Source organism: Leucobacter massiliensis, from assembly GCF_002982315.1.
GTDB lineage: Bacteria > Actinomycetota > Actinomycetes > Actinomycetales > Microbacteriaceae > Leucobacter > Leucobacter massiliensis.
This window is the reverse complement of sequence record NZ_MWZD01000017.1, coordinates 532875-554135: the sequence shown is the minus strand read 5'-3', so window position 1 is coordinate 554135 and position 21261 is coordinate 532875. Positions and strand designations below refer to the sequence as shown.

At 72.7% G+C, this 21261-nt stretch carries 20 protein-coding genes; 5 read left to right on the top strand and 15 right to left on the bottom strand.

From position 1 onward, the window contains the following. Positions 1-11 precede the first annotated feature (11 nt). Positions 12-1670 (bottom strand): phosphoglucomutase (alpha-D-glucose-1,6-bisphosphate-dependent), encoded by a 1659-nt coding sequence (gene pgm / locus B4915_RS09410; RefSeq protein ID WP_105805521.1) that lies wholly within the window; start codon positions 1668-1670, stop codon positions 12-14. 143 nt (positions 1671-1813) lie between these two features. Between pgm and B4915_RS09405 the strand changes: the two genes are divergently transcribed. Beyond that, positions 1814-2548 carry an HAD-IIA family hydrolase gene (locus B4915_RS09405; RefSeq protein WP_105805520.1) on the top strand — a complete coding sequence of 245 codons (735 nt, stop codon included), beginning with the start codon at positions 1814-1816 and terminating at the stop codon, positions 2546-2548. A 41-nt stretch (positions 2549-2589) separates the two neighbouring features. Here B4915_RS09405 and B4915_RS09400 read toward each other — a convergent pair whose 3' ends face one another. From B4915_RS09400 to B4915_RS09375, 6 genes are all read right to left on the bottom strand, one after another. Next, positions 2590-3072 carry an FCD domain-containing protein gene (locus B4915_RS09400; protein WP_181158524.1) on the bottom strand — a complete coding sequence of 161 codons (483 nt, stop codon included), beginning with the start codon at positions 3070-3072 and terminating at the stop codon, positions 2590-2592. Between the two features lie 358 nt (positions 3073-3430). Beyond that, complete coding sequence (locus B4915_RS09395; protein ID WP_105805518.1) at positions 3431-4903, bottom strand: APC family permease; 1473 nt, start codon at positions 4901-4903, stop codon at positions 3431-3433. Next, positions 4900-5547 carry a nitrilase-related carbon-nitrogen hydrolase gene (locus B4915_RS09390; RefSeq protein ID WP_105805517.1) on the bottom strand — a complete coding sequence of 216 codons (648 nt, stop codon included), beginning with the start codon at positions 5545-5547 and terminating at the stop codon, positions 4900-4902. The genes B4915_RS09395 and B4915_RS09390 overlap by 4 nt, the downstream gene beginning before the upstream one ends. A 134-nt stretch (positions 5548-5681) precedes the next feature. After that, positions 5682-6464, bottom strand: coding sequence for a sulfite exporter TauE/SafE family protein (locus B4915_RS09385; RefSeq protein ID WP_105805516.1), 783 nt, complete (start codon positions 6462-6464; stop codon positions 5682-5684). A 53-nt stretch (positions 6465-6517) separates the two neighbouring features. Then, a complete protein-coding gene (locus tag B4915_RS09380; RefSeq protein ID WP_105805515.1) occupies positions 6518-8059 on the bottom strand; it encodes a gamma-glutamyltransferase family protein in 1542 nt (513 codons plus the stop codon). Continuing rightward, positions 8056-8787: a FadR/GntR family transcriptional regulator gene (locus B4915_RS09375; protein ID WP_105805514.1), complete on the bottom strand. Its 732-nt coding sequence runs from the start codon at positions 8785-8787 to the stop codon at positions 8056-8058. Before B4915_RS09375 ends, B4915_RS09380 begins: the two co-directional genes overlap by 4 nt. Positions 8788-9039: 252 nt before the next feature. On the opposite strand from B4915_RS09375, the gene B4915_RS09370 reads away from it, so the two are divergent. The 3 genes from B4915_RS09370 (at position 9040) to B4915_RS09360 (ending at position 11612) form a co-directional block, all read left to right on the top strand. Further along, complete coding sequence (locus B4915_RS09370) at positions 9040-9921, top strand: ABC transporter substrate-binding protein (RefSeq protein WP_181158523.1); 882 nt, start codon at positions 9040-9042, stop codon at positions 9919-9921. 81 nt (positions 9922-10002) lie between these two features. Further along, complete coding sequence (locus B4915_RS09365) at positions 10003-10812, top strand: amino acid ABC transporter permease (RefSeq protein ID WP_105805512.1); 810 nt, start codon at positions 10003-10005, stop codon at positions 10810-10812. Further along, positions 10809-11612, top strand: coding sequence for an amino acid ABC transporter ATP-binding protein (locus tag B4915_RS09360; RefSeq protein ID WP_281258206.1), 804 nt, complete (start codon positions 10809-10811; stop codon positions 11610-11612). Before B4915_RS09365 ends, B4915_RS09360 begins: the two co-directional genes overlap by 4 nt. A gap of 85 nt (positions 11613-11697) precedes the next feature. Here B4915_RS09360 and B4915_RS09355 read toward each other — a convergent pair whose 3' ends face one another. From B4915_RS09355 to B4915_RS09325, 8 genes are all read right to left on the bottom strand, one after another. Then, entirely contained in the window at positions 11698-12927 is a 1230-nt protein-coding gene (locus B4915_RS09355; protein WP_105805511.1) for a glycosyltransferase, read from the bottom strand. Next, positions 12927-14114: a glycosyltransferase gene (locus B4915_RS09350; protein ID WP_105805510.1), complete on the bottom strand. Its 1188-nt coding sequence runs from the start codon at positions 14112-14114 to the stop codon at positions 12927-12929. Before B4915_RS09350 ends, B4915_RS09355 begins: the two co-directional genes overlap by 1 nt. A gap of 117 nt (positions 14115-14231) precedes the next feature. Next, on the bottom strand, positions 14232-15500 hold the full coding sequence (locus tag B4915_RS09345) for an MFS transporter (RefSeq protein WP_105805812.1): 1269 nt from the start codon (positions 15498-15500) through the stop codon (positions 14232-14234). Further along, positions 15401-15871: a 6TM ABC transporter family protein gene (locus tag B4915_RS14460; RefSeq protein ID WP_146120063.1), complete on the bottom strand. Its 471-nt coding sequence runs from the start codon at positions 15869-15871 to the stop codon at positions 15401-15403. Before B4915_RS14460 ends, B4915_RS09345 begins: the two co-directional genes overlap by 100 nt. 51 nt (positions 15872-15922) lie before the next feature. After that, on the bottom strand, positions 15923-16876 hold the full coding sequence (locus B4915_RS09340) for a 1,4-dihydroxy-2-naphthoate polyprenyltransferase (protein ID WP_105805509.1): 954 nt from the start codon (positions 16874-16876) through the stop codon (positions 15923-15925). Next, on the bottom strand, positions 16873-18207 hold the full coding sequence (locus B4915_RS09335) for an AMP-binding protein (protein ID WP_245907424.1): 1335 nt from the start codon (positions 18205-18207) through the stop codon (positions 16873-16875). Before B4915_RS09335 ends, B4915_RS09340 begins: the two co-directional genes overlap by 4 nt. Positions 18208-18348: 141 nt before the next feature. Then, positions 18349-19272, bottom strand: a complete 924-nt coding sequence (locus B4915_RS09330) for a 1,4-dihydroxy-2-naphthoyl-CoA synthase (protein ID WP_105805507.1) — start codon at positions 19270-19272, stop codon at positions 18349-18351. Positions 19273-19322: 50 nt separating this feature from the next. Beyond that, a complete protein-coding gene (locus tag B4915_RS09325) occupies positions 19323-20126 on the bottom strand; it encodes a VIT1/CCC1 transporter family protein (protein ID WP_105805506.1) in 804 nt (267 codons plus the stop codon). Between the two features lie 75 nt (positions 20127-20201). On the opposite strand from B4915_RS09325, the gene B4915_RS09320 reads away from it, so the two are divergent. Then, positions 20202-21254 carry an o-succinylbenzoate synthase gene (locus tag B4915_RS09320; protein WP_105805505.1) on the top strand — a complete coding sequence of 351 codons (1053 nt, stop codon included), beginning with the start codon at positions 20202-20204 and terminating at the stop codon, positions 21252-21254. Positions 21255-21261: the final 7 nt, after the last annotated feature.

Below are 21261 nucleotides of genomic sequence, written 5' to 3'. Positions count from 1 at the left end.
GCGGCTCCGGATCAGCCGAGCACGCGGGCCACGAGCTCCTGCGCGGCGGCCTGCACCTCCGCGAGGTGCTCGGGCCCGCGGAACGACTCCGCATAGACCTTCATGACGTCCTCCGTGCCGGAGGGCCGGGCGGCGAACCAGGCGTGCTCCGTCTGCACCTTGAGGCCGCCGATCGGCGCGCCGTTCCCCGGGGCCGCGGTGAGCACGGCGGTGATCGGGTCGCCGGCGAGCTCCGTGTCGGCGACGTCCTCGGGGGTGAGCGCGGCGAGGCGCGCCTTCTGCTCGGGTGAGGCGGCGGCGTCCACGCGCGCGTAGGCGGGGTCGCCGAAGCGTGCCGTCAGCTCGCGGTAGCGCTCGGCGGGCGACTGCCCAGTGACCGCCTGGATCTCGGCGGCGAGCAGCGCGAGCAGGATCCCGTCCTTGTCGGTGCTCCACGCGGTGCCGTCGAAGCGCTGGAACGAGGCGCCGGCGCTCTCCTCCCCGCCGAAGACGAGCCCGCCGCCCGCGAGCCCCGGCACGAACCACTTGAAGCCGACGGGCACCTCCAGCAGGGGGCGCCCGTGCGCGGCGACCACGCGGTCGATGATGCCCGAGGAGACGAGCGTCTTGCCCACCCCCGCCTCGCGCGGCCAGTCCGGCCGGTGCTCGAGCAGGTAGTCGATGGCGACCGCGAGATAGTGGTTGGGGTTCATGAGGCCCTCGGCGGTGACGATGCCGTGGCGGTCGGCGTCCGCGTCGTTGCCGGTGACGAGCGGGTAGAGGGAGCGGTACTCCTCGACGGTCGACATGACGTGCCGGGAGGAGGGATCCATGCGGATCCTGCCGTCCCAGTCGAGGTGCATGAAGCCCCACTGCGGGTCGACGCCGGGTCCGAGCACGGTGAGGTCGAGGCCGTAGCGGTCCCGGATCGCGGCCCAGTAGGCGACGCTCGCCCCGCCCAGCGGGTGAGCGGCCATGCGGATCCCCGCCTCCCGGATCGCCGCCACGTCGATGACCTCCGCCAGCGACTCGACGTATTCGCCGAGGAAGTCGTAGCGGCCGACGGGCTCCGCGCCCGCGTCGTGCTCGCCGACGGGCGCGCTCTGGCGCGGGATCGACTCGACGCCGCGCTCGAGCAACTCGTTGGCGCGGGCCGCGATCCAGTTCGTCGCCTCGCTGTCGGCGGGGCCGCCGTGCGGCGGGTTGTACTTGAAGCCGCCATCGGCCGGCGGGTTGTGACTGGGGGTGACGACGATGCCGTCGGCACGCTGCGGATCGTCGTCGGCCCGGTCGCGGTTGTGGCTGAGGATCGCGTGGCTCAGGGCCGGGGTCGGCACGAATCGGTCCCAGCCGGCTCCGGCGCTCGCGAGCACCCGGACCCCGGCCGCGGAGAGCACCTCGGTCGCGGTGCGCTCGGCCGGCGCCGACAGCGGGTGCGTGTCGGCGCCGATGAACAGCGGCCCCTCGATGCCCTGCGCCGCACGGTACTCGGCGATGGCGGCGCTGATCGCCACGATGTGGGCCTCCGTGAAGGAGCCCGTGAGCGAGGAGCCGCGATGCCCGGAGGTGCCGAACACGACCCGCTGCGCGGGGTCCGCGGGATCCGGGACCGTCTCGGCATAGGCGGCCAGCAGCGCCTCGACGTCGATCAGATCCTCCGGCTGCGCCGGCCGTCCCGCTCTCTCGTGCATGCCCCCAGTCTGCCAGCGGCGCCCGGGCGCCTCCAGCGGGACCCGCGGAAACCCCGCGTTCACGCACGAGGATTACGCTGGGGGCATGACCGTGAGCGCGATCCACCCCCCGCCGCAGCGAGATCGAGTGCTGGCTGACCGACATGGACGGCGTGCTCGTGCACGAGAACCGCGCGATCCCGGGCGCGGCCGAGCTGATCCAGCACTGGCGCAGCAGGGAGATCCCGTACCTCGTGCTCACCAACAACTCGATCTTCACGGCCCGCGACCTCAGCGCGCGCCTCGCCGCCTCCGGCATCGAGGTTCCGGAGGACCGCATCTGGACGAGCGCGCTCGCCACCGCCGCCTTCCTGAAGCAGCAGCAGCCCGGCGGCTCGGCGTTCGTGATCGGCGAGGCGGGGATCCTCACCGCCCTCCACGACGCCGGCTACGTGATGACCGAGTCGGACCCCGACTTCGTGGTGGTGGGCGAGACGCGCAACTACTCCTTCGAGGCGATCACGAAGGCGATCCGGCTGATCATCGGTGGCGCCCGCTTCATCTCGACGAACCCCGACGCCACCGGGCCGAGCACAGAGGGCCCGCTGCCCGCGACCGGCGCGATCAACGCGCTCATCACGAAGGCCACCGGCAAGCTGCCCTACATCGTCGGCAAGCCGAACCCGATGATGTTCCGATCCGCGCTCAACCGGATCGGGGCGCACTCGCACAACACCGGCATGATCGGCGACCGGATGGACACCGACGTGGTCGCCGGGATGGAGGCGGGGCTGCACACCGTGCTCGTGATGACCGGCATCTCGAACCGCGCGGAGATCGAGCGCTTCCCGTTCCGCCCCGACGAGGTGATCGGCTCGGTCGCGGAGCTGCTCGACTAAGGCCCGCCGGCGACGGCCGGACCGGGCCCGCCGGGCCCGCCTCAGCCCGCGTTCGTGAGCCCGACGTACATGGAGTCGTGCAGCTCCTGCACGTGCGCGGCGGTCAGCCGGGCGGCCGCGCCGGCGTCGCCGGCCTCCAGGGCTGCGACGATGCGCTCGTGCTCCCGGTTGCTGTCGTGCAGGAGCCCCATGCTGTAGGGCAGGAAGTAGGGGTCGAGGGCCTCGGTGACGCGGGCGGCCTGGCCCTCGGCTCGGGGGGTGCGCGCGGAGGCGACGACGAGCTGGTGGAAGGCGCGGTCGAGGTTGCGGAACTCCGCCCAGCTGCCGGTCTCGGCCATGCGGGCGGTGAGGCGGCGCAGCCGGGCGAGATCGTCCTCGCTGCGCGCGCCCGCGGCGAGCGCAGCGAAACCCGCCTCGATCACGGCGCGCTCGTCGATGAGGGTGTGCACGTGCGAGTCGTCGTCGAGGAAGGAGCGGACCTGGTCGTCGGCGCCGTGGTGGCCGCCCTGCTGGGCGCCGCCCACGTAGCTGCCTATCGCGTGCAGTGCCAGATGTGTAAAGTAGCGGGGCCGGGGGACGGGCGGGCCCGCTTGTGCGGGGGGCGACGCTCACGCCGAACGACTCCGCCATCTCGGCGACGCCGGGCAGCCGCTCCCCGGGCTGCAGCAGGCCGAGGTTGACGGCGAGGGTGAGGCGCGCCCGCACGGTGTCGACGGCGCTCAGCCGGGAGATCGCGGCGACGCGCGGGGCGGCGGCGTCGGGTCGAGCGGTCAGCGGGCCCCGCGGCGTCGCATCGGTCATGCCCCCAGTGTAGGAGGTCGGAACCGGGGCGAGCGGACCCCGGCCCCGGCTCCGGCTCCGGCCCCGGCCCCGGTCCCGGCCCTAGAGCTTCTCCAGCTGGATGTCGACCGTGCGGCCGCCGTCCTTCCGGTTCACGATGGCGCCCGCGACGAGGGCGGCGGGCGGGATGAGGGCGAGCCCGATGCTCACCGCCACGCTGCCGCTGGTGATCATGGTGAAGTTGGAGAGGACGAGCCAGGCCGAGACCGCGAGGGCGAGGACCGCGACGACCGGGATCACGGTGCCCGTCCAGGGGTTCTTGCGCAGCCGCGGGTTGCGGAGGAAGAACACGACCACCGCGAGCGTGGTGAGGAGCATCATCATGACCATGCCGATGGTGGCGACGCCGGCCATGAAGCCGAAGACCTGGACGAGCGGGTCGAGACCGATGACGACGAAGATCCCGATGATGACGAGCGCCGTGACGCTCTGCACGAGCGAGGAGGCCGCGGGGCTCTGATGCCGGTCGTGGACGCGGCCGAGCGCCGCCGGCATGGACCCGATGCGCGCGAGCGCGAACTGGTAGCGGGCGACGATGTTGTGGAAGCTGAGCACGCAGGCGAAGAGGCTGGTGATGAGGAGGATCTGCATGACGCTGCGGGTGAGGCCGCCGGCGAAGTCCCCGGCGGTGTCGAGCAGCATGTTCTTCGATCCGAAGAGCGTCTGCTGGGCCACCTCGACGACGGAAGCCGGACCTGCCGCGACGACGAGCACCCACACCGAGATCGTGTAGAAGACGCCGATGATGCCCACGGCGAGGTAGGTGGCGCGCGGGATGGTGCGGCTCGGCTCGCGCGCCTCGTCGCGGTAGATCGCCGTGGACTCGAAGCCGATGAAGCCGGTCAGCGCGAAGAGCACCGCGACCCCGAGGCCGGGCGTGAGGAACACCTGCGGGTCGAAGGAGGCGAGCGAGCGCCCCTCGGGGCCCCCGTTCACGATCACGGCGACGTTGACGATCATCATGACGAGCAGTTCGAGCACGAGCGCCACGCCGAGCACCTTCGAGGAGAGCTCGATGTGCCGGTAGCCGAGCAGCCCGACGACCACGAGGGTGAGGATCGCGAACACGGACCAGTGGATCTCGGGTCCGCCGAGGGTGCGCACGAGATCCATGATCGCCCAGCCCATATAGCCGTAGATCCCCGCCTGGATCGCGGTGTAGGCGACGAGCGCGACGTAGGCCGTGCCCATGCCGAGGCGGCTGCCGAGGCCGATGGTGACGTAGCTGAAGAAGGCTCCCGCCTCCTTCACGAAGGGCGTCATCGCGACGAAGCCGACGGCGAAGAGGAGCAGCACGAGCGAGGCGAGCAGGAAGCCCACCGGCGCGCCCGCGCCGTTGCCCTGCCCGATGGCGAGCGGGGCGTTGCCGCCGATCACGGTGAGCGGGGCCGCGGCGGCGATCACCATGAAGGCGATGCTGCCGGTGCCGAGATTGCCGGTGAGGCGGGAGCGCCGCGGCGGCGCGGCCTCGGTCGCGGCCGCGGCGGTGCGGGGGCTGGTGGACTCGTGCGTCATTGAACTTCCTCGTTCTCTTTTTCACATCTTACGCTGCCCACCATAATAAGGGTGGGAGAATCTGTTGGGGGCGGCCTCTTTTTAAAAAAAAAAAGAAGAAAAAACTGTCGCGACGGGGTCAGCACGGCGACGAGCTCGGCTCCGGCGCGGGCGGCCGCCCGGACCGTCTCGGGGAACTCCACGTCGAAGCAGATGAGGATCGCGATGCGGTGCCCGTGGAAGTCGGCGAGCGTGCACGGCGCCTCGCCGGCGACGAAGAGCCGCCGGTCCAGTTCTCCGAAGAGCTGGATCTTGCGGTGCCTGGCGAGGACGGTCCCGTGCTCGTCGATGAGCCAGGCCGCGTTGGCGATGGGAGCGTCCTCCCCCTCGGCGAGCGGCTCGGGGCCGCCGGCGATGATCCCGATGCCGTGCCGGCGGGCGATCTCGCCCACCCGCTCCAGCGGCCGGGCTACGGCGAGTGGCCGCAGCCGCTCCCCGATGTTGTAGCCGGTGACGAACATCTCGGGGGTGATGAGCAGTTCAGCGCCGCGCCCGCTCGCCTCGGCCGCGGCGCGGTCGAGCGCGGCGAGATTGGCATCGACGTCGGCCGGGACGCTCGCGGCCTGCCAGAGGGAGATGTTCAGGGTGCGGGCGCCATCGGTCATACGCCCATTGAAACACAATTATCCCTAAATGAGCTAATTAAACTTCCGCTCCGGCCGATACCGGGAGCAGCCCGCCCGCGGCGACGGCCGCGGACCCGGCCATGCCGGGCGGGCTGCATGCCCGGCCCGGACGGCTACTTCCCCGTGCGGCTGCGCAGGGTCTTCACCAGCATCTGCGCGAGCACGAGCACGAGCAGGACCGAGAAGGCGATGTTCGACCAGAACGGGGTGATGTGCGTGGCGACCACCGATCCGATCGGGGAGCACAGGCTCGCGGCGATCCCGAGCACCGCCGCGGCTCGCAGGTCCACGTTGCGGCGCCTGACATTGCCGATCGTTCCCGACAGCGATCCCGGGATCATCATGAGCAGCGAGGTGCCCTTCGCGACGAGGTCGCTCGCCCCGAAGAAGAACATGAGCACCGGCACGACCACGACGCCGCCCCCCACGCCCAGCAGCCCCGAGAGCACGCCCGTGATGAGGCCGGTGACCACCAGCAGCGCGCCGCTGAGCACGGTGATGTCGATCGTCGCGTCGCGCTGCGGCACCACGAACCACAGGCTGATGACGACGCCGAGCAGGAACGCCATGAACATCCAGCGCAGAAACCCCGTGGGCACCCGGGCGAGCAGGTAGCTGCCGATCTGGGCGCCGATGACGATGCCGACCGCCAGCAGGGCCGCGGCGACCCAGTCGACATTCCCCTGCACGGCGTAGCCGATGCTGCCGAGCACCGCCGCGGGCAGGATCGCGGCGACCGAGGTCCCCGCGGCGAGTCGCTGCTGGAAGCCGAGGATCATCACCAGCATCGGCACGAGCACGATCCCGCCGCCGATGCCGAACACCCCCGAGAGCAGGCCGGTGAGCGCCCCGAGGAGGGCGAGGACGATGATGCTGGGACGTGGGGATTCGGACATGAGTGATTCGATTCTGCGGTTCGCGGGCGGTCGGGGCGTGGGGCTTCCGGCGCTCATCCGGCTCCGGGGAGCACGATCGCCGAGCCGTCGGAACGCGGGTCGCTCGCCGCGTCAGTGCCCTCCCGGGTGATCCGGATGAGGTTCGAGTGTCCCAGATCCTCAGCGTAGGGCGGCACCGTCTTCAATTCGAATCCGGCGGCGAGGAGCGAATCGCGGGCCGCCGCGGGCACGTCCTCCTCGATCGTCACGCGGACCCGGCCGTCCGCTCCCGGCTCGTCGACGATCCAGCGCGGCGCGTGCGTCGCCTCGCGCGGGGTCGCGCCCGCCAGCGAGCGCAGCAGCAGCTGCGTGTGGATCTGCGGCTGGGCGGATCCCCCCATCGTGGCCGGCACCCAGGCGAGCTCGCCGTCGCGCAGGATCAGCACGGGCATGAGCGTGTGGCGCGGCCGCCGTCCGGGCGCGAAGGCGTTCGGCGAGGCGGGGTCGAGCGAGAAGGAGGTCCCACGGTTCTGGAAGAGGATCCCCGTGCGCGGCTCGAGCACCGCCGCGCCGAAGGCGAAGTACACGGAGTTGATGAGCGAGATCGCCCAGCCGTCGGCGCTCACCGCGCTCAGGCCCACGGTGTCGCCGCTCGGCTTCGCCTCGCGCGGCGGGGCGTGCTCGGGACGCGGCATCGAGATGAGCTCCGCCCCGCTCGGACCGCCGGCGGCGGGGTCGGCGAGGAACGCCGCACGCACGGCGTTCGCGTCGCGGAAAGCGGCGGCCAGCGCACCGGCGCCCGCGCCGAGGGGGTCTGCGATCCCGGCCTCGATGGCGGCGAGGGCGCGCAGCAGGATGAAGCCGGAGGTGTTGGGCGGGCCGGTGAGGACGCGGTGCCCCGCGAAGTCCCCCGCGAGGGGCTCGTCCCAGAAGGCCCGGTAGGCCGCGGCATCGGCAGGAGCGATGCGCGATCCGAGCTCGCGAAGACCGCCGATCCAGCGCTGCGCCAGCTCACCCTCGTAGAACTCGCGCGCCCCCCGCTCCGCGAGGAGCCGCAGGGACTCTGCGAGGGCCGGCTGCACGAGCGGCTCGCCCTCCACGAGGGGCAGCCCGCGCGGGATGAAGACCTCACGGCACCCGTGGTCGAGCTCCAGCACCTCCCGCTCCTCCACGATCGCGGCAGCGACGGAGCGTGCCGTGGGCACGCCCTCGGCGGCGTAGCGGGTGGCCGCTTCCAGGTGCTCTGCCCACTCCCGCGTCGCGCCGTGCTCGTGCAGCTCGGCCCAGCCCTGCACCCCGCCCGGCACCGTGACGGTGTCGATCCCGCGCAGCGGCAGCAGCTCGCCGTACTCCGCGCGGAGCGCGTCGAGGGACTGCGCGGCGGGAGCGGTGCCGGTGGCGTTGAGGAAGCGCACCTCACCGTCGGGGCTGCGCACGAGCGCGACGAGGTCGCCTCCCAGGGCAACATTGTTCGGGTACACCACGCACAGGGCAGCGGCGGCGGCGAGCGCCGCGTCGATGGCGTTGCCGCCGGCCTCCAGCGCGGCCGCCCCGGCCTCCGTGGCGAGGTGGTGGGAGGTGGAGATCGCGCCCCGCGGGCTCCGGGCTTCCGTCATCGTGGTTCCGTCCTCTCCGAGCCGCGCTGCGCGGCGATCGCGATCTGCTTGCTGATGTCGAGCACGTGGTCCCGGGCCTCCTGCTCGGCGCGCTCCCCGTCCCCCGCCGCGATCGCTTCGAAGATGCGGCGGTGTGCCACGCTCGACGCCTGGCGCCGCGCCTTGGTCTGGTAGCGGCTCGCGCGGCTCGGCGCGATCTGCTGGGCGATCTGCTCGTTGATGAGCGCGAGCAGGGGGTTGTGCGCGTACTGCGCGATGGCCTGGTGGAAGGCTCGGTCGAGCTCGGCGTAGCGCTCCTTCGACACGTCGGCCTCCATCGCCTCCACGAGCTCGCGCAGCTGCGCGAGGTCGCGCGGCGTGGCCCGCGCCGCGGTGATGCGCGCGATGGGCGGTTCGACGATGGCGCGCAGCTCCATGATGTCGCGCAGTTCCGGCCGCATCGCGCTGATCGCCTCGGCAACCACGTCCGAGCCGTTGGAGCGCTCGCCCGGGCTCAGCACGATCGTGCCGCGGCCCGGCTTGCGGTCGATGAGCCCGCGGTTCTCGAGCTCGCGCAGCGCCTCCCGGATCGAGGGGCGCGACACGCCGAAGTACTCGGCGAGCTCGCGCTCGGGCGGCACCTTCTCGCCGGGCGTGAGCTTGCCCTCGAGGATCAGCCGTTCGAGGTCGACGGACAGGCGATCGGGCACGGAGAGGATCGTCGCGCGATCCACCGCCTCCCAGTCCATATCGGCTCCTTTCGCCGTGCTCGACACCGGATACTCGTGCATCGGGCCGCGGCTCATCGGCTCGGCCCGGCGGCGCTGTGACGGGTTCCTCACCGCGATGTTTCGGTTCAGTTACGCGGTTGACGATACCGCCGCGGCCGAGTATCGTCCATCACAGCTTAGTCAGTTGGTCTGACCATCAGCCACCGTCCACAGCATACTCCTTCGCCGTCGAAGGGCAAGCCGAACCACGATCAGTTAGGAGAAACCACCGTGGCTTCCTCCCCCTCCCCCGCCCGCGCCATCACCGGATCCCTCACCGCCCTCATCGCCGCCTCCGCACTCGCCCTCGCCGGCTGCGCGCAGGCGGCGCCCGACACCGCGAAGGACGAGACGAGCGGCGCGAGCGCCGCGGTCGCCCCGCCCACGATCATCAAGGAGGGCACGCTCACCGTCTGCACCGGCGACAGCGCGCCCAACATCTACTACGACGAGAACAACGAGCTGCAGGGCGTGGAGATCGACATCGCCAACGCCCTCGCCAAGCAGCTCGGCCTCACCACCACGCTCGGCGAGTACGCCTTCGCCGGGCTGATCCCCGCGCTCCAGGCCAAGCAGTGCGACGTCATCATGGGCTCGCTCTACATCAAGCCCGAGCGCGAGGAGATCGCCAACTTCGTCCCCTACCTCTACTCCGGGACGGCGGTGTCGGTCAACAAGGCGAATCCGAAGAAGATCACCGGCTTCGACGACTCGCTCTGCGGCACGAAGGTCGTCGCCATCAACGGCGCCACCGGCGCGAGCTCGGCGCAGGAGAAGTCCGACGAGTGCGTCGCCGCGGGCGAACAGGCCATCAACATCACCCTCGTCGACGAAGCCACGAGCGCCCTGCAGCAGGTGCTCGCGCAGCAGGCCGACGCCTTCATCGACACCACCGAGATCGTCAGCTACTACGAACAGCAGTCGGACGGCGAGCTCATCGCCGTCGGCGAGCCCTTCGGCAAGATCCGCATCGGCGCAGCCACGCTCAAGGACAACACGGAGCTGAACGACGCCCTCGACGAGGCGTTCCAGGCGCTCGTCGACGACGGCACCTACCACGAGATCCTCGCCGAGTGGGGCGTCGAGAGCAACGACATCACCCAGCCGGAGTAACCGGGCGCGCCGACACGACCGGGTGGGGGTGCGGCCACCGAGCGCGCACCGCCACCGCTTCCCGACACAGAAAGACGCCGCATGAAATTCGACTGGGACTACTTCTGGCAGAGCCTATTCACCCCCAGCGAGAGCTTCCTCAACGGTCTCGCACTCACCATCGTGATCTCGGTGGTGGCGATGTTCCTCGCCCTGATCCTGGGCCTGCTCATCGCGCTCATGGGCCGCAGCCGCTTCATCCCGCTCCGCATCCTCGCCAGCCTCTACATCTGGATCATCCGCGGAACGCCGCTGCTCGTGCAGCTCGTCATCATCTACACCGGATTCGCCGCAGCCAACATCTTCCGCTTCGAAGACGTCACCGTCGGGATCCTCATCAAGGGCGCTGTGCAGGCTGCCATCGTCGCACTCATGCTGAACGAGAGCGCCTACATCTCCGAGATCGTGCGCGGCGGACTCGAGTCCATCGAGAAGGGGCAGACCGAGGCGGCGCTGTCGCTCGGCATGACTCCGCTCGGCTCCATGCGCTGGATCATCGTCCCGCAGGCGATCCGCGTGATGGTGCCGCCCCTGGGCAACTCCTTCAACGGGCTCATGAAGAGCACCTCGATCCTCTCGATCATCGGCGTCGCCGAGATGTTCCAGGTCGGGTCCTCGATGAGCGCGGCGACCTTCAAGGTCTTCGAGATCTACATCGTCGTCGCGCTCTACTACCTGCTGCTCACCACCATCTGGACCGTGATCCAGACCTTCATCGAGAACTGGCTCAACGCGAAGGCCGGGCTGCCGAAGGCCGAATCGGTGTGGAAGCGCCTCTTCGGCTTCCGCAGCAAGCGCGACCGGGTCGCGCCGAAGAACCCGCTCGCAGAGCTGGAAGGAGTCACGGCATGACCGCCACGGAATTCACCGCCCCCGTCACCACCTCGGACGGTCCGATCGTGCGCACCGTCGACATCAACAAGTGGTTCGGCGACCGGCACATCCTCACCGATGTCTCGATCGAGATCGAGCGCGGCGAGGTCGTGGTGCTCGTCGGCCCCTCGGGCGCCGGCAAGACGACCTTCCTGCGCACCCTGAACCGGCTCGAGCCGATCGACAGCGGCGAGATCTACGTGAACGGCGAGCGGATCGGTGAGCGCGTGCGCGAGAACGGACGCACCGCGGAGATCTCCGCCAAGGCGCTCGCGAAGCAGCGGTCCAACATCGGCTTCGTCTTCCAGCACTTCAACCTGTTCCCCCACATGACCGTGCTCGAGAACATCTGGCACTCTCCCGTGCGGGTGAAGGGGGAGAAGAAGTCGGAGGCCGTGGCCTACGCCCGCGAGTTGCTCGCCCGCGTCGGCCTCTCGGACAAGGCCGATGTGCGGCCGCGCTCGCTCTCCGGCGGGCAGCAGCAGCGCGTGGCGATCGCGCGTGCGCTCGCCATGCGCCCCGCGCTCATGCTCTTCGACGAGCCCACCAGTGCCCTCGACCCCGAGATGGTCGGCGAGGTGCTGCAGGTCATGAAGGATCTCGCGGCCGCGGGCATGACCATGATCATCGTGAGCCACGAGATGGGCTTCACCCGTGAGGTCGCGGACCGGGTCATCGTCATGGACGCCGGCGCGATCATCGAGCAGGGCGATCCGGAGCTCGTCTTCACCGCTCCGAAGCACGAGCGCACCCGGCAGTTCCTCTCGAAGGTGCTCTGAGCGCACGCCGGACGGAACCCGGCACGGGGGGCGCCCGGCGCCCCCCCTCGCACGGGCGCCCCGGACCAGCGCACCCGGGCCGGCCTCAGTGTCCCCCGAGCACCCGCTCGTAGACGTCGAGCAGCACGGTCGTCTGGGCCGACTGCAGGAAGCGGCGGCCCTCCGCCTCGGGGACGCGGTGCGCTGCGGGGTCCCCGGCGAGCGCCGCCACGGCGTCGCGCAGCGCGGCGGCGAGCTCCGCCACACTGCGGCCGGGCACGCGCCAGCCGGCACGCACATCGACATCGTCGGCGATCGCCGGATCGCAGAACACGGTGGGCGTGCCCAGCGCGGCCGCCTCGAAGGGGGTGAGCCCCTGCGTCTCGAAGCCGATCGAGGTCTGCACGAGCGCATCGGCGTCGCGCATCGCGGCGAGCGCTCCGGCATAGGGCACGGGACCCGCGAGCGACACCCGGTCCGCGATCCCCAGCCGCGCGATACGCTCGCGCACCCGGGGCAGCAGCAGGCCGGCTCCGTGCAGCACGACGTCGGCGTCGACGTCCGACTCGCCGATCGCCTCCACGAACTCGAGGATCCGCTTCTCGGGGCTCATGCGGCCCAGCCACACGAGGCGGGGGCGCGGGCGCGGCGAGCGGGGACGCGAGCGGGCCTCGGCGATCGCCTCGTCGTCGACGCCCCCGCGGGTCACGAGCACCTCCGGGGCGACGCCGTGCCGCTCCAGCTCCTCGGCGAAGTGGCGGGAGGGGGCCGTCACCGCGGCGGCCTCCGCGGCGAGCTCCGCCAGGTAGCGCCACGCACCGCGCGCCAGCGGCGACACCGCACCCCTCGGCCGCCCGAGCGCAGCCGCCCGCCACCCGCGCAGCCCGGCGAAGGCGAGCGGCGCGAGCGGGGTGACCGCCCGCGTCCCGGCGTCGACGTGATTGTGCATCGTGAGGACGAGCGGCACGCGCCTCCCCCGGGCGGCGCTCAGTCCCCGGGCGGCGCGCACGCCGGTCATCGCCCCCCAGAAATCGCCCTGCACGTGGACGAGGTCCACGGGAGGCAGCCCGCGCAGGCCGCCCGCGAGGGCCCGGTCGGTGCGGGCGCCGGGCAGGCTCAGGCCGTATTCGCGGTCGCGGGTGATCGGGAGCGAGGGCAGGTCGAGGTACGCCTCGCGGTCCGCGGCGTCGGCGACATAGCCGGGCCGGTGCAGCGCGGGCGCCGCGACCGTCACCCGGTGGCCGAGCCGCTCCAGGAACCTCCGCTGCAGGCGGATCGCCACCTGCACCCCGCCGAGCGAATCGGGGTGCTGATCGGTGACGACGAGGATGTGCATCAGCCGGCCACGGCCTCGCCGCGGTAGAGCGCCTCGAAGGTGTCGAGGGTCCGGTCGATGTCGTGCACCTGCACAGCGTCGAGGGAGGCGCGCTGCATGCGCTGGTACTCCTCGGGCGAGAGACGCAGCACGCGCTCGATGCGCTCGGCGAGCTCGCGGTCGTTGCCGGGCTGGAAGAGATAGCCGTTCTCGCCCTCGTGGACGAGGTGCGGCAGCGCCATCGCATCGGCCGCGACGATCGGCAGGCCCGAGGCCATCGCCTCCATCGTGGCGATCGACTGCAGTTCGGCGATCGAGGCGATCACAAAGGCGCTCGCGCCGGTGAGCTGCGCGCGCAGCTGCTCGTCGCTGACCCGGCCCGTGAAGCGCACGCGGTCCGCGATCCCCAGCTCGACCGCCAGCTTCTCGAGGTTCCTGCGCTGGTCGCCGTCGCCCACGATCGTGAGGCTGACGTCGAGCGCGGGATCGATGCGCGGGATCGCGCGCAGGATCACGTCGATCTCCTTCTCGAGCGTCACCCGGCCCACGAACACGAGCCGGTTGCTGCTGCGCGGGGTGAGGTCGGCGGTGTAGTTCGCGGCGCGCAGCCCGCAGCTCACGGGCAGCACGCCCCTGCGGTGGGTGTTGCGCTCCAGGAAGTCGGCGGCTCGGCGGGGGGGGGGCGTCACCGCCGAGGCGAGGCGCAGCACGCGGGCGGCGGCGGTCCAGCCCCCGCGCACGAAGACGCGCTTCGCCTTCTCGGGGGGGGGCGTGAAGTCGAGCACGTTCTCGGGCATGACGTGGTTGGTGGCCACGATGCGGATCCCGCGCTTGGCGCCCTCGATGGCGAGCGCGCGGCCGATGACGATGTGCGACTGGATGTGGATCACGTCCGGCCGCACCCGGTCGAGCAGGCGGCGTGCGTAACCGCGGGCCCGCCAGGGGAGCACGAAGCGCAGCCAGTCGTGCGGGTACCAGCGCCAGCTCGCCCAGCGGTGCACGGTCATGCGCTCGCCCTCGATGGTCTCCACGAAGGTGCCCGTGCGATTGTGCCGCACCGAGGGCGCGACGACGTGCACGTCCTCGCCGCGCTGCACCAGGCCTGCAGCGAGCCGCTCCGCGAAGCGGGCGGCGCCGTTGACGTCGGGCAGGAAGGTGTCGCAGCCGATCAGGATGCGGATCGGGGCGGGGCGATCGGTGGTGCTCACGGGTGCGGGAGTCCTTCGGTCGGTGAACGTGCGCGGGTGCGCGGACGGCGTCCAGTCTAGGCAGTCAGCCTCGGAACGCCCGGAACGCCCGGAGCGCCCGCGAAGCGGGCGGCGGGCTCAGGGGGTGCGGGGCGGGCGGGAGCGGGGGATGTAGCGCGGGATCCAGCGCGCGAAGCCGAGGCTGCCGAGCACGGCGAGCACCCCGAGGGCCGCGCTCGACAGCGGCAGCGAGGCGACGGCGATCGCCGAGACGGCGAGCGGGGCGAGCGCTCCCCCGAGGTCCGTGAGGGTGCGCCACGCGGCGAGATAGGGGGCGGGATCGTCGCGCGGGGCGAGGTCGGCGCCGAGCGTCAGCAGGATCCCGCTCGACAGCCCGTTGCCGAGGCCCGTGACGATCGCGCAGCCGAGCAGCCACGCCCCCGCGCCCGGCAGATCGTGGGTCAGCGCGAGGACCAGGAAGCTCACCGCCATCGCGACCGTCGCCGGCAGCGCCGCCCACAGCCGGCCGTACCGGTCCATCACCTGCCCGCTCGTGTAGAAGAGGGCGAAGTCGATCGTGCCCGAGACGCCGACGACGAGCGCGATGCTCGCGGCGTCCATGCCGATGGAGACGCCCCACAGCGGCAGCAGCACGTCCTTCGCCGAGCGCAGCCCCGAGAGCACCGCCGCCGCGCCACCGACGCGCAGCAGCGGCCCGCGCCCCGCGCGCACCGCGGCCAGGATCCCGCCGCCGCGATCTGCGCCCGCCGATCCGGTGCCCGCCGCCGGAGCGGGCGCGCCCGCCCCGCCGCCAGCTCCCGCCACCGGCACGAGCCGCTCAGGATCGGGCGCGAAGCCGACGAGCAGCGCCGCGAGCGCGAGACACACCGCGAAGGCCCACACCGGCGCGGCGCCGAAGCCGGTCACGGCGAGCAGCCCGGCCGCGAGGAACGGTCCCGCGAAGCGGCCCAGCCGGTGGGAGCCGCCGATCAGCGAGAGGGCGCGAGCACGGAAGGAGAACGGCACCCGCGTCGTCATGAAGGAGTGCCGCGCGAGGCCGAAGGTGGCGGCCGCGAAGCCGATCACGAACACCGAGATCGCGAGCACGGCGAGATTCGGCGCGAGCGCCACCCCCGCCGCTCCGATCAACGCGACGCCCGCGGCGAGCAGCATCGCGATCCGCTCTCCGGAGCGCGCCACCACCCAGCTCGCCGGGAGGTTGCCCGCGAGCTGCCCCACCACGACCCCCGAGGCGATCGCCCCGGAGAGCCCGAGACCGGCCCCCATGTCGACGGCGAGCACCGGGATCAACGGCAGCATCGCGTACTCGCCGAGCGTGAAGAGGATCGTCGGCCCGTAGATGCTCGGAGCCAGGCGCCACAGCTGCGAGCGTGAGGAGTTCGACATGTCCATCCAGCGTACTCCGGGCCCCGCTTCACCTCGGTGGTGGGGGTGAGCAGGAGCGCGCGGCGCAGGAAGACGAGCAGCGCCTCGGCGAGTCCGAGCGCGAAGACCGCCGCGACGCCCCACAGCACCGCGGTCCGGTCGCCGTCGGTGATGGGGCCGTCGATCACCCACTGGATCACGAGCGGCACGGCGAGCGTGAGCATGGTGGCACCGAGCGCCACGAGGCCTCCGCCGATGAGCCGGGGCAGCGCCGGCCGGGCGAAGGGGACGAGTCGGGCGAAACCGCGCAGCAGCGAGAGGCGCGCGGGGGCGGCGGGCGGCGCGGACGCGGGAGTGGCGCCAGCGCCGGGAGAAGCGTGGGAGGAAGTCATGAACCTGATCGGGCCGGCAGGAATGTGCGGACTCGGCGGGGCGGGCGGGCCTCAGAAGGCGAAGGCGACGCCGAGGAGCACGCCGTAGGCGAGGGCGGCGAGGCTCGTGAGCTGCAGCACGAGGATCAGCTCGCGGGGGGTCTTCGCGGTGATCACGATGAGGACGCAGGGCAGCACGAGCAGCAGCACGAACCACACGAGCAGCATGCCCGGGTTGACGAAGCCGAAGATCGCGGGCACCGCGAAGGGCAGCACCACGCAGGCGACGTAGAGCGCGCGGCTCGCGCGGTCGCCGATGCGCACCGAGAGGGTGCGCTTGCCGGCGAGCCGGTCGGTGGGGATGTCGCGCAGATTGTTGACCACGAGCACGGCGACCGCGAACAGCCCGACGCCCGCCCCCGCGTACCACGCCTCCTGCGTCTGCACCTCGGTCTGCAGGTAGACCGTGCCGACGGTGGCCACCAGCCCGAAGAAGAGGAACACCATCACCTCGCCCAGCCCCGCATAGCCGTAGGGCCGCTTGCCCCCGGTGTAGAACCAGGCCGCGAGGATCGCGAGCACTCCGAGCGCCAGGAACCACCAGCGTCCGCTCAGCACCACCGCCACGAGACCCGCCACGGCCGCGAGCGCGAAGAACGCGAGCGCCGTGACGAGCACCCGCTTCGGGTCGACGAGACCCGAGCCCGTCAGCCGCGCGGGCCCGACGCGGAAGGCATCCGTGCCGCGCACCCCGTCGGAGTAGTCGTTCGCGTAGTTCACGCCGATCTGCAGCAGCACGGCGACGGCGAGCGCGAGCAGGCTGAGCGTCAGCGAGAAGCCGTGCACCATGTGCGCCACCCCCGCGCCCGCGGCGACGGGGGCGATCGCCAGCGGCAGCGTGCGCAGTCGCGCACCGCCCACCCAGTTGCGCCAGGTGATCGCCGGCGCCTCGCCCGCATCGAGCTGCCGCTCGGCCGCCGCGCGCACCGCCGGGTTGCCCGATCTGCGCCGATCCCTCGTGCTCACCGCTGCTCCTCCGCTGTCCGCTCGTCCTGACCCTGCTGCCGTTCCCGGCTCTGCGGCCGCCCGGCGGCCTCCGCTCCCCCGCCGCCGGCCTCCGCCGAGCGCAGCTCGGCGAAGCTCGCCCGCAGCCGCCGCAGCCACTCCCCGAGCGCCACGAGATCGGGCTTGCCGCCGTCCAGGCGCGGGATCCGCTCCGTCTCCGTCGCCCACTCGGGCACGGCCGCGGCGCCGAGCCGGTCCCGGACCGCATCGCGCACGGCGCCGAACGGCGCCGCGCCCGCCTCCGTCTCGACCACCAGGCTCACCCGCTCCCCCCACTCGGGGTGCGGGGCCGCGAGCGCCACGGCGCTGTGCCAGCCGGGCAGCTCGCGCACCACGCGCTCCACCTCGTCGAGCGAGACGTTCACGCCGCCCGAGATGAGCACCCGGTCGAGGCGGCCCGTGACCGTCAGCATGCCGCCGAGCAGTTCGCCGGCGTCCCCCGTGCGATACCACCGCACCGGCTCGCCCTCGCGCCCGGGCTCTTCGACGAAGCGCTGCGCGGTGAGCGCGGCGTCGCCCACATAGCCGAGCGCGAGCGTCGGCCCTGCGAGCTGCACCTCCCCCGCGCGGATGCGCACCCGCGTCTCGCCGATCTCCACCCCGTCGTAGACGCAGCCGCCGGCGGTCTCGCTCATGCCATAGCTGCGGCGCAGCGCGACCCCGAGTTCGTGGGCGCGGCGGCGCAGCGCGAGCGACACGCCCTGCCCGCCCACCAGCACCGCGTCGAAGCGGCGCAGCGCCTCGGCGGCGGCGGCCTCGCGCTCGGCGAGGTCGAGGAGGCGCGAGAACTGCACGGGCACCAGCGACACGTAGCGGCGCTCGTGCTCCATCGTCTCGGCGGCGGCGAGCAGCCGCGCGGGATCGAAGCCGCCGCGCGGCGATCCCGCGCCCTCCGCCCCCGGACCATCCGATCCCGCGGCCGCGAACACCGGGGCCACCCCCGCGAGCTCGGACCGCACGAGCATCTGCAGTCCCGAGATCAGCTGCGTCGGAAGCGCCACGAGCCACTGGCCGGGTCCGCCCAGCGCCTCGTGCGTCGCCTCCGCCGAGGCCCGCAGCGCCGCCGCGCTGAGCGCGACGGCCTTGGGCATCCCCGTGGAGCCCGAGGTGCGGATCACCACGGCCGTGCCCTCGGGCAGCGGGGCCCGCTGCAGCCCGGCGGCCGCCGCCGCGTCGACGCCGGGGCCGAGCGGCAGCACCGGGGCGCCGCCCGACAGCGCGTCCGCGAGCGCGGCCATGAGCCAGGCGCGGTCATCGGTGGGGATGGCGCGGAGTCCGTTAGGCGCAGTCACCGTTCCAGGGTACTCGCGTCGCGGTGCGCACGAAGCGAGCGGGGCACGGGCGGGCACGGGCGCGGGAGCGAGGCCGGCGCGGGGACGGGCGCACAGCCCGGCCGGGGAGCTGAGCCGGCTCCCGAGCCGCAGCGGCCGCGCTCAGAAGTGGTACGGGAACGGGCTCCAATCGGGATCCCGCTTCTCCAGGAAGGCGTCGCGGCCCTCCACGGCCTCGTCCGTGCCGTAGGCGAGGCGCGTCGTCTCGCCCGCGAAGAGCTGCTGGCCCACGATCCCGTCGTCCACGGCGTTCATCGCGTACTTCAGCATGCGGATCGCCGTGGGCGACTTGCCGAGGATCGTGCGCGCCCACGCGATGCCGGTGCGCTCCAGCTCCGCGTGCGGCACCACCTCGTTCACCGCCCCGATCTCGCGGGCGCGGTCCGCGTCGTACTCGCGCGCCAGGAAGAACACCTCCCGCGCGTTCTTCTGCCCCACTTGCCGGGCGAAGTAGGCGCTGCCGTAGCCGGCGTCGAAGGAGCCCACATCGGCGTCGGTCTGCTTGAAGCGCGCGTGCTCGCGGCTCGCGATCGTCAGATCGCAGACGACGTTGAGCGAGTGCCCGCCGCCCGCGGCCCAGCCCGGCACGAGCGCGATGACGACCTTCGGCATGAAGCGGATGAGCCGCTGCACCTCGAGGATGTGCAGGCGCCCCGCACGCGCCGCAGCCTCCGGACCGACGCCCGTCTCGTCGTCCGAGTACTTGTAGCCGTCGCGGCCGCGGATGCGCTGATCCCCGCCGGAGCAGAACGCCCAGCCGCCGTCCTTCGGGCTGGGGCCGTTGCCGGTCAGCAGCACCACCCCCACACGCGGGTTGACCCGCACCCGGTCGAGCGCGTCGTACAGCTCGTCGACGGTGTGCGGGCGGAAGGCGTTGCGCACCTCCGGCCGGTCGAAGGCGATGCGCGCGATGCGGCCGTCCCGGCTGAGGTGCGCGGTGAGGTCGGTGTACCCCTCCGCGCCGGGGGCGAGCTGCCACTCGGCCGGATCGAAGAGCTCTGAAACCGGGTGATCCTGCTGCGTCATGGCCCCAGCCTAGCCGCGGCCGCAGCCCGCTCCGCCCGGCCCCGCACCCGCTACGACACCGCCACCCCGAACACCATCCCGATCAGGTACGTCGCCGCCATCGTCGCGGAACCCATGAGCACATTGCGGAGGATCGCGCGCAGACGCGGCGCCTGCCCGAGCGCCGCGCTGATCCACCCGGTCAGCAGCAGCCCGATCACCACCGCGAGCGCCGCCGCCCACACCCGGTGCTCGCCGAGGGGGAGCAGGATCATGACGAGCGGGATGAGCGCCCCGACCGTGAAGGACACGAAGGAGGAGAAGGCGGCCGCCCAGGGACTCGTGAACTCCTCCGGGTCGATGCCCAGCTCGACCTCGGCGTGCGCGGCGAGCGCGTCGTGCGCGGTGAGCTCCTCCGCGACCTGCCGTGCCAGCCCCGGCGAGAGCCCCCGCTGCCGGTAGAAGCCGGCCAGCTCCTCGAGCTCTTCCTTCGGCTCCTCGCGCAGTTCGCGGATCTCCTTCCGGATCATCGCGCGCTCCGTGTCGCGCTGCGTGCTCACCGACACGTATTCGCCGCCCGCCATCGAGAACGCCCCGGCGACGAGCGCCGCCACGCCCGCGGTCGCGATCGCGATCACATTGCCGGGCGCGGCCCCCGCGACGCCGATCACGACGCCGGCGGTGGACACGATCCCGTCGTTCGCGCCGAGCACCCCGGCGCGCAGCCAGTTGAGGCGCTGGCCCAGGCGGTTGTCGTGGGGCTCGCCGGGATGGGAGCCGTCCGCGAGGGATCCGGCATCGCGGCCCGCGCGCTCCTCCCCCTCGCGAGCCGTCCGCGCACCCCGCTCGGCTCCCCCGGATGGTTCCTGCTGCATGGGCCCATCATCCCCCCGTGCCGGGAGCCCCCGCAAGGACACCCCGGCGAGGCGGGGGCGTGGGAGGATCGAGGCATGAGAGAGCAGGATCCGGTCCCGCCGCTGGCCGAGGTGCTGGCGGCGACCCGGGTCGTCGCGATCCCCACCCGCACCCGCTTCCGCGGCATCACCGTGCGCGAAGCCGCCATCCTCGACGCCCCCCAGGGCGCCAGCGAGTTCTCCCCGTTCCCCGAGTACGGCGACGCGGAGGCGTCCGCCTGGCTCGCCGCGGCGCTCGACTTCGGCTGGGCCGAGCAGCCGCCCGTCCTGCGCGAGCGCATCGAGGTGAATGCGACGGTGCCCGCGGTCCCAGCGGCCGAGGTGCCCGCGATCCTGTCGCGCTTCCCCGGCTGCCGCACCGCGAAGGTGAAGGTCGCCGAGCGCGGGCAGTCGCTCGCCGACGACGTCGCCCGCGTGCGCGCCGTCCGTGAGGCGCTGGGTCCGGAAGCGCGCGTCCGCGTCGACGCGAACGGCGGCTGGACGGTCACGGAGGCGGCGACGGCGCTGCGCGCGCTCGCCGAGTTCGAGCTGGACTACGCCGAGCAACCCTGCGCGACCGTGGCGGAGCTCGCCGAGGTGCGGCGGCAGACGCGGGGCCAGGTGGCCGGCGACTCCGGCTCCGCCCCGACCGTGCGGATCGCCGCCGACGAGAGCGTGCGCAAGGCCGCCGACCCGCTCGCGGTGGCGCGCGCGGGGGCCGCGGACCTGCTCATCGTGAAGGCGCAGCCGCTCGGCGGGGTGCGGCGCGCCCTCAGCATCGTGGCGGAGGCGGGCCTGCCGGTGGTCGTGTCGAGCGCGCTCGACACCTCGGCGGGCATCGCGATGGGCTTGCGCCTCGCCTCCGCACTCCCGGAGGGGCTGCTCGCCGGAGCGTGCGGGCTGGGCACGGTCGCGCTGCTCGACGGCGACGTGACCGCGGATCCGCTGCTGCCGCGGGAGGGATCCATCGCGGTGCGGCGGCCCGCGCTCGACGGCGCCGCGCTCGACCGCTTCGCCGCCCCGCCGGAGCGGAAGCGCTGGTGGCGCGAGCGGATCGCCCGCTGCCACGCCCTCCTCGCGGCGCCGGCGCGTCGACCTCACCAGCGCTGAGCGGCCG